The sequence below is a fragment of the Nonomuraea cypriaca genome (genome assembly GCF_015645445.1).
Taxonomy (GTDB): Bacteria; Actinomycetota; Actinomycetes; order Streptosporangiales; family Streptosporangiaceae; genus Nonomuraea; species Nonomuraea cypriaca.
Genome location: NZ_JADOGI010000114.1, coordinates 26354 through 33499 on the forward strand (window position 1 = coordinate 26354; position 7146 = coordinate 33499).

4 protein-coding genes and 3 pseudogenes are annotated in these 7146 nt (G+C 73.6%); 6 read left to right on the plus strand and 1 reads right to left on the minus strand.

The window, feature by feature from the left end; translation table 11 throughout:
• Positions 1-89: 89 nt before the first annotated feature.
• The 6 genes and pseudogenes from ITP53_RS31670 to ITP53_RS31695 form a co-directional block, all read left to right on the plus strand.
• Positions 90-488: a hypothetical protein gene (locus ITP53_RS31670; protein ID WP_195899132.1), complete on the plus strand. Its 399-nt coding sequence runs from the start codon at positions 90-92 to the stop codon at positions 486-488.
• Positions 485-4312 carry an nSTAND1 domain-containing NTPase gene (locus ITP53_RS60500; protein ID WP_195899133.1) on the plus strand — a complete coding sequence of 1276 codons (3828 nt, stop codon included), beginning with the start codon at positions 485-487 and terminating at the stop codon, positions 4310-4312. Before ITP53_RS31670 ends, ITP53_RS60500 begins: the two co-directional genes overlap by 4 nt.
• Positions 4258-4440: a hypothetical protein gene (locus ITP53_RS60505; protein ID WP_195899136.1), complete on the plus strand. Its 183-nt coding sequence runs from the start codon at positions 4258-4260 to the stop codon at positions 4438-4440. The genes ITP53_RS60500 and ITP53_RS60505 overlap by 55 nt, the downstream gene beginning before the upstream one ends.
• Positions 4422-4943 (plus strand): annotated as a pseudogene (locus tag ITP53_RS60510) (LuxR C-terminal-related transcriptional regulator); the annotation flags it as partial. The gene ITP53_RS60505 and the pseudogene ITP53_RS60510, both read left to right, overlap by 19 nt.
• Positions 4944-5001: 58 nt before the next feature.
• Positions 5002-5727, plus strand: a complete 726-nt coding sequence (locus tag ITP53_RS31690) for an SAM-dependent methyltransferase (RefSeq protein WP_195899134.1) — start codon at positions 5002-5004, stop codon at positions 5725-5727.
• A 27-nt stretch (positions 5728-5754) separates the two neighbouring features.
• Positions 5755-5952: pseudogene (locus ITP53_RS31695) on the plus strand (helix-turn-helix domain-containing protein); the annotation flags it as partial.
• 15 nt (positions 5953-5967) lie between these two features.
• Here ITP53_RS31695 and ITP53_RS31700 read toward each other — a convergent pair.
• Positions 5968-7146: pseudogene (locus tag ITP53_RS31700) on the minus strand (hypothetical protein); the annotation flags it as partial.

Here is a 7146-nt window from a genome sequence, read left to right on the forward strand (position 1 = left end):
CGTCGGAAAAGGTCATTCGGCTTGCCCGGCCATCCGGGGAACCCTACGGTAATCGGCTGGTGGCAATCCGTGACGTTAGGGGCTCGGGGATGGACCCAGTGGTAGTGGCGGCGGGATCCGCGCTGGTGACGGCGATGGCCACGGACGCCTGGCAGCAGGCCCGTACGGCAGTGGTCGCGCTGTGGCGGCGGTTCCACCCCGAGCAGGCCGGCCCGCTGGAGGCGGAGCTGGCCGAGGTCCGCGCGCAGGTGCTGGCCGCCCGCCTCGACGGTGACACCGACACCGAGGAGGCCCTGGCGGGAGCCTGGCGGCTGCGCCTGGCCCAGCTCCTGCGCCAGTCGCCGGAGGCGGGCGCGGAGCTGCGCCGGTTGCTCGACGAGCGGCTCACCCCGGCGGCCGCCCCGAGGACGATCGAGATGAACGCGACCGCCCACGACGAGAGCCGGGTCTACCAGTCCGGAGGCGACATGCACATCACCGGGCAATGAGCGCCACACCCGGACACCCCGGCCAGGACGAGCCAGGGGTGCCGCGGCCGGAGGATCCCGGCGTGCCGCGACCGGACGAGCCCGGGGTGCTGAGGCCGGACGAGCAGGCGGATCCACGCATCCGGCAGGAGGCCACCGCCTCCGGTCAGGCGCACGTCACCCAGGTCGCGAGGGACCAGCACCAGCACTACTACGACCGCACCCGTTCCACGCTCCGCACCACGTCAGGAACGGTGGCCGAGGAGTGCCCGTATCCGGGTCTGGCGGCGTTCGGGCGCGAACAGGCCCGCTGGTTCTTCGGCAGGGACAAACCGGTCGCCGACCTCATCGGCGCCCTGGACCGGCGGGCGCGTACCGGCGGCCTCCAGATGGTCATAGCCCCGTCGGGCGCGGGGAAGTCCTCGCTGATCCACGCGGGCCTGCTGCCCGCGCTCGACGGCGGCGCCCTGCCCGGCTCGGCCCACTGGCCACACATCGTCTGTACGCCCACCGCCACCCCGCTGACCACCCTGACCTCCCGCCTGGCCCGCGCCGTCGCGATCCTGACCGGCGCCGATCCCGCCCCCGAGCTGATCGCCGATCCCGGGCGGGTCCCGGCACTCCTCGGCGCCGGGCAGCGCGTGCTGATCGTGGTGGACCAGTTCGAGGAGCTGTTCACCATGGGCGCGGGCCCGGCGGAGCGGAGTGCGTTCATCGACCTGCTGGCCGGGCTGGCCGCCCCGTGCGCGGACGGTGGGCCGGCCGCGCACGTCGTGATCGGGTTGCGCGCCGACTTCTACGCCGCCTGCACCCACTACCGCCGGCTCCACTCCGCCCTGCGCGACAACCCCCTCGTGGTGGCCGCCATGACCGAGCAGGAGCTGCGCGAGACCATCCGCTATCCCGCCGCGGACGTCGGGCTGGACCTCGAGGAAGGGATCATCGAGCTGCTGCTGCGCGACCTCGGCGCCACCGGCGCGGCCGACACGGCCGATACGGGCGGCTACGAAGCGGGCCGCCTGCCCCTGCTGGCCCACGCGCTGCGGCGAAGCTGGCACTCCCGCAACGGATCCACGCTGACCGTGGGCGGCTACCAGGCCACCGGTGGGATCCAGGGCGCGATCGCGGCCACTGCCGAGGAGGTGTACTCGAGCCTCGACGCCGCCGGGCAGGCGGTGGCCCGGCTGCTGTTCCTGCGCCTGGTCAAGATCGGGGACGGCACTGAGGACACGCGGCGGCGGCTGCTCCGTACCGAGGCGGCCGGCACCGGTCCCGATCCCGGAAAGGCGGCGGCGGTGATGGACGCGTTCACCAGGGAACGGCTGCTGACCCAGGATCACCACACCGTCGAGATCACGCATGAGGCGCTCCTGCACAGCTGGCCCAGGCTGCGGGGGTGGACCAGCGAGAACCGCGCCGACCGCCTGACCCACCAGGACCTCGTGGAGTCCGCCGGGGTGTGGGACCGGGGCGGCCGCCAGGACCTCTCACTCCTCTTCCGCGGGACGCGGCTGGAGGCCACGCGGAGCTGGGCCGCCGGCGCGCCCGACCACGATCTCACCCCGGCCGCGCGGGCGTTCCTCGACGCTTCCGTCCACCGTCAACGCCGCTCCCAGCGGCGGCGGACCGGCGTCCTCGCGGTGCTGTCCGTACTCACGGTGCTGGCCGTCACCGCGGCGGTCGTCGCCGTCCAGCAACAACGCAAGGCCGTGGCGCAGCAGGTCGAGACCGGACGGCAGCGCGACCTCGCCGTCTACCACCGGGTCCTCGCCGAGGCCGACCGGCTGCGTGGCACGGACGTGTCGATGTCCGCCCAGCTGAGCCTGCTCGCGCACCGCATGAGACCCGGCAACGAGACCTACACCCGGCTGCTGACCGCCGGGAACACCGCCCTGTCCACTCCGCTGGCCGGTCATGACGACACCGTCTTCGCGGCGGCCTACGCCGCGGACGGCCGCACCCTGGCCACCGGCGGCTACGACCGGACCATCCGGCTGTGGGACATGTCCGGCCCCCGGCCCGTGCCGCTCGGCAAGCCCCTGACCGGTCACGCAAGCACGGTCTCCAGCCTGGCGTTCAGCCCGGACGGGCGGACCCTGGCCAGCGTGAGCCGCGACCAGACCGTACGGCTCTGGGACCTGTCAGACCCGGCCGCTCCCGCGCCCCTCGGCAAGCCGCTGACCGGCCACGACCACGTGGTCTACACGGTGGCGTTCAGCCCGGACGGCAGGACCCTGGCCAGCGCCGGCTGGGACCGTACCATCAGGCTCTGGGACGTCTCCGACCGCGCCCGGCCGCGACCGCTCGGCAGGCCGCTGACCGGCCACGCCGACACCATCGCCGCCGTGGCCTTCAGCCCCGACGGGCGCACCCTCGCCAGCGCGAGCGCCGACAGAACCGTGAGGCTCTGGAACGTGGCCCGCCGGACGCCGCTCGGCACGCCGCTCACCGGCCACCGCAGCTACGTCATGTCCGTGGCGTTCAGCCCGGACGGCACTACGCTGGCCGCCGCCGGCGACGACCGCACCATCCGGCTCTGGGATGTGCCCCGCCGGACACCGCTCGGCGCCCCGCTCACCGGCCACACCAACAGGATCAACGCGCTGGCGTTCGGCCCGGACGGGCGGACTCTGGCGAGCGGCGCCGCCGACGACACCGTACGGCTCTGGAACCTGTCCGACCGCGCCCGTCCCGTGCCGCTGGGCGTGCCGCTCACCGGCCACACCGGGGCGGTCAACGCGCTGGCGTTCAGCTCGGACGGCAGGACCCTGGCCAGCGGGGGCGGCGACCGGGTGCTACGCGTCTGGCAGGTCCACCCGCTGCTGACCGGTCACACGGGCAACGTGACCTCGGTGGCGTTCAGCCCCGACGGGCGGATCCTGGCCAGCGTCGGCGACGACCGCACCATCCGGATCTGGAACGGTCCAGAGCCGCTGGGCGAGCCCTTGACCGGCGGCAGGGACGGCATCTATGTGGTGGCGTTCAGCCCGGACGGAAAGACGCTGGCCGGCGCGGGCGGTGACGGACTCGTGCGGCTGTGGGACGTGTCCGACCCGGCCCGTCCCAGACTGCGCGGCAGGGCGTTGAGTGGGCACACCGGGGTGGTCTACGGTCTGGCGTTCCATCCCGACGGCCGCAGGCTGGCCAGCGCGGCCGACGACAACACGATCCGCCTCTGGGACCTGTCCAGGAGGGTGCCGCTCGGCAAGCCCCTGCGCGGGCACGGCAACGGCATCCATTCGCTGGCGTTCAGCCCTGACGGCCGTACGCTGGCGAGCGCCGCCGGCGATCAGACCCTGCGCCTGTGGAAGGTCTCCGGCCGTGGCGGCGCCGCTCCCCTGGGGCGGCCACTCACCGGCCACATCGGCCTCGTGCTCTTCGTGGCGTACAGCCCCGACGGGCGCACCCTGGCCAGCGGCAGCGACGACCAGACGGTGCGGCTGTGGGACGTCTCCGACCCCGCCAGGCCCGCCGCGCTGGGCTCGCCGCTCACCGGGCACACCGGTCCTGTCTTCTCCGTGGCGTTCAGCCCTGACGGCCGCAGGCTGGCCAGCGGCGGCGGCGACCATGCTGTGCGGCTGTGGGACGTGTCCCGTCCTGCCGAGGCCGCCGCCCTTGGTCAGCCGCTCGCCGGCCACACGGGTCCCGTCCACGATGTGCGGTTCAGCCCGCACGGGGCGGTCCTGTCCAGCGGCGGCGCCGACCAGACCGTACGGCTGTGGACGACCGACGCGAAGTCGGCCGCCCGGCGGATCTGCACGAGCACCGGCGACACGCTCACCCGTGACGCATGGCTCCGCTACGTCGGCGAAGACGTCCCGTACGCGCCGCCCTGCCGGACCTGACGGCCGCGCTCTCCGGCCTCGGCTTCGGCGGCTTCGGCCTGGGGCTTGCGCCCGAACGGCAGCAGGAGGGCCAGGCCGGTCAGCGTCAGGGCGCAGGCGGTCAGCGCGAGTTGGACGCCGTACGGTGATCCGGGCGTGCGATCCCGACGTGGCGCTGGTGGACGTGCGGATGCCGGGCATGAACGGGGTCGAGCTGGTGATCCGTCTGGCCGCCGAGCAGCCGCGGGTGGCGGCGATCGTGCTGAGCACGTTCGATGAGGACGACTACATCTTCGGGGCGTTGCGCGGCGGCGCGGTCGGTTATCTGCTCAAGGACTGCTCACCGGATGAGCTGGTCGCGGCCATCGTACGGGCGGGTCGCGGCGAGACGGTGCTGGGCAGTCCGGTGGCGGCCCGCCTGGTGGCCCAGCTGCGGCATGGGCGGGCCGATCCCGGCGGGTTCCCCGGTCAGGAGCTGCTGTCGGCCCGCGAGATCGAGGTGGCCAGGATGGTCGCCGCCGGGGCGGCCAACAAGGAGATCGCGGCCCGGCTGTTCATCACCGAGGGCACCGTCAAGAACCACGTCTCCAGCATCCTGCGCAAACTCGACGTACGCGACCGCGTCCAACTCATCCTCCACCTCAAGCAGTGACCCGCATGCTCCATGACCGGTCGGAAAACCGGTTGCGGAGGACGGGAGGATGAGCGGCATGGATCGACAACTGCTCAGCGCCATCGCGCATGCCGGCCATCCGATCGCCGCGCCCATCTCGGAGGCCGCCCTCGACCGGTTGCTGCGCCAGGCGGCGCTGCCGGACGGAGCCCGCGTACTCGACCTCGGGTGCGGCGAGGGCGAATGGTCGCTCCGGGCGCTCGAGCTCGTCCCGTCGGCTGTGGCGGACGGGGTGGACATCTCGCCGCACGCGCTGTCGTCCGCGCGACGGGCGGCCACCGCGCGGGGCCTGTCCGACCGGCTCTCGCTGCATTCGACGCCCGCCGCCGACTTCGCCGCCGCCGAGCCGTACGACCTGGTGCTCTGCATGGGCTCGACGCATGCCTTCGGCGGGTTGAAGGGGACGATGGACGCGGTCGCCCGGTTCGTCCGGCCCGGCGGGCTTGCGCTGGTGGGCGAGGGTTTCTGGGAACGACCCCCATCGGAGGCCGTCGAGGAACTCGGCCGGTTCAGCGACCTGGCGGGCACGGTGGCGGCGGCCGAGTCCGAGGGCTGGCTGACCGTCTACGCGCACGTCAGCGAGCTGGGGGAGTGGGACGAGTACGAATGGTCGTGGACCGGGTCGCTGGCGCGCTGGGCCGCCGCCAACCCGGGCCCCGACGGGGAGCAGGCACTCTCCGCCGCGAAAGAGCACCGCGACCTGTGGCTCAACGGCTACCGCGGCGTGCTCGGCTTCGTCTCCCTGCTCCTGCTGCGCGTCTGAACGTTCCCGCCGCCACACCGCTTCCGCGAGCAGACCGGCACGACCCCGCTGCGATGGCTGCACCGCGCCCGCGTCCGCCAGGCCCAGCACCTGCTGGAGACCACCGACCACACCGTCGAGCGCATCGGCGCCCAGGTCGGCTTCACCTCGGCCACGGCCTTCCGCGACCGCTTCGAGCGCGTCACCGGCGTCGGCCCCCACACCTACCGGCGCACGTTCCGCTGAGCCCGGCGCACGCCGTCACGGGAGCGGTGACGGCGGCTGCGGCTCCTCCCCGGACGTCAGGTTGCGCCCGCGAGCGAGATGCTGCTGCAGCTCGATGTGCCTGAACTGGTAGTACGGCCCCTCCGTGCGCAGCAGGCCCAGCCGGTGGGCGTCGTCCAGGAAGTCCATGGCCCGTAGGGGCAGCCTCCCCTTCGTGGCCAGGCGGGGGATCGTCAGCGTGTACGCCAGCCAGGCGTGGTGGCTGCCCAGCATGAGCCCGAACAGCAGCCCGAGCAACAGCCCGCCCACGATCGCCACACTCGGGCTGAGCTGAGCCTTGAGCCCGATGGATCCGCCCATGAGCCCGACGGCGAGCCCGCTGAAGATCCGGATGACGGTCAGGTTCCTGTCGGCCCGCCAGGTCGAGCGCGGGGACCTCGCGGTCGCGGCGGTCGTGGGGTGCTCGACCCAGCGGATCAGGCTGAGCACGACGACGAACCCGATGCCGGCCAGCAGGCCGATGTCCCTCGCGGCCCCTAGACCGGCCTGCGTGCCGCCCCTCGGGCTGGCCATGAGCCAGCCGACGAGCGCTCCCAGGGCTCCGACGACCAGCCCGTCCCTGAGGACGCGGAGAAGCTCGGAGAGCCTGCCGCGCAGCTGGAAGTCGGCGTGGCCGGGCGACTCGGTGAACCAGGAGCCGATCATGATGATGACCACGAGCGCGGAGAGCAGGCCGATGCCCGCGCCCGCGAGCGGCATCCCGGTCAGCAGCGTGAAGGCCAGCCCGACCGCGACCCCGATCGCGATGCCGGTCCACACCCGGACCGAGCGGCTGGGCGCGTAGCGGGCCAGATGCCACCACGCCATGTCGCGGGGGTTCTCCGGGCTGCGGGTGAGCTGGCGGGACAGGTACGTGAGCCAGCGGCCGACCTGCTCCGCGGTCCAGACGTGCTGCGGCCGGAAGGGGTGGGCGCCGTCGGCGGGCGGGCGCGCGCTCACCAGGGCGGGGATGAGCCGGTCGCACAGATGGTCGTGCAGTTCGGCCGCGCTGCCGTGCCCGAGCTCCAGCAGCGGCGTCGGATCCACCCGCGGCGCGATGTAGGTGGCGCGGACCAGCCAGAGCCCCAGAGACGTCGAGGTGACCTCGGCCAGCGCGGGGGCGGCGCCGGTGCGCAGCGCCTCCAGGACGCGGTCCCAGGCGGGGTGGGGCACGGG

Coding starts and splice junctions, on each gene's coding strand:
- ITP53_RS31670 (WP_195899132.1), top strand. CDS start 90: ATGGACCCAGTGGTAGTGGCGGCGGGATCCGCGCTGGTGACGGCGATG.
- ITP53_RS60500 (WP_195899133.1), top strand. CDS start 485: ATGAGCGCCACACCCGGACACCCCGGCCAGGACGAGCCAGGGGTGCCG.
- ITP53_RS60505 (WP_195899136.1), top strand. CDS start 4,258: ATGGCTCCGCTACGTCGGCGAAGACGTCCCGTACGCGCCGCCCTGCCG.
- ITP53_RS31690 (WP_195899134.1), top strand. CDS start 5,002: ATGGATCGACAACTGCTCAGCGCCATCGCGCATGCCGGCCATCCGATC.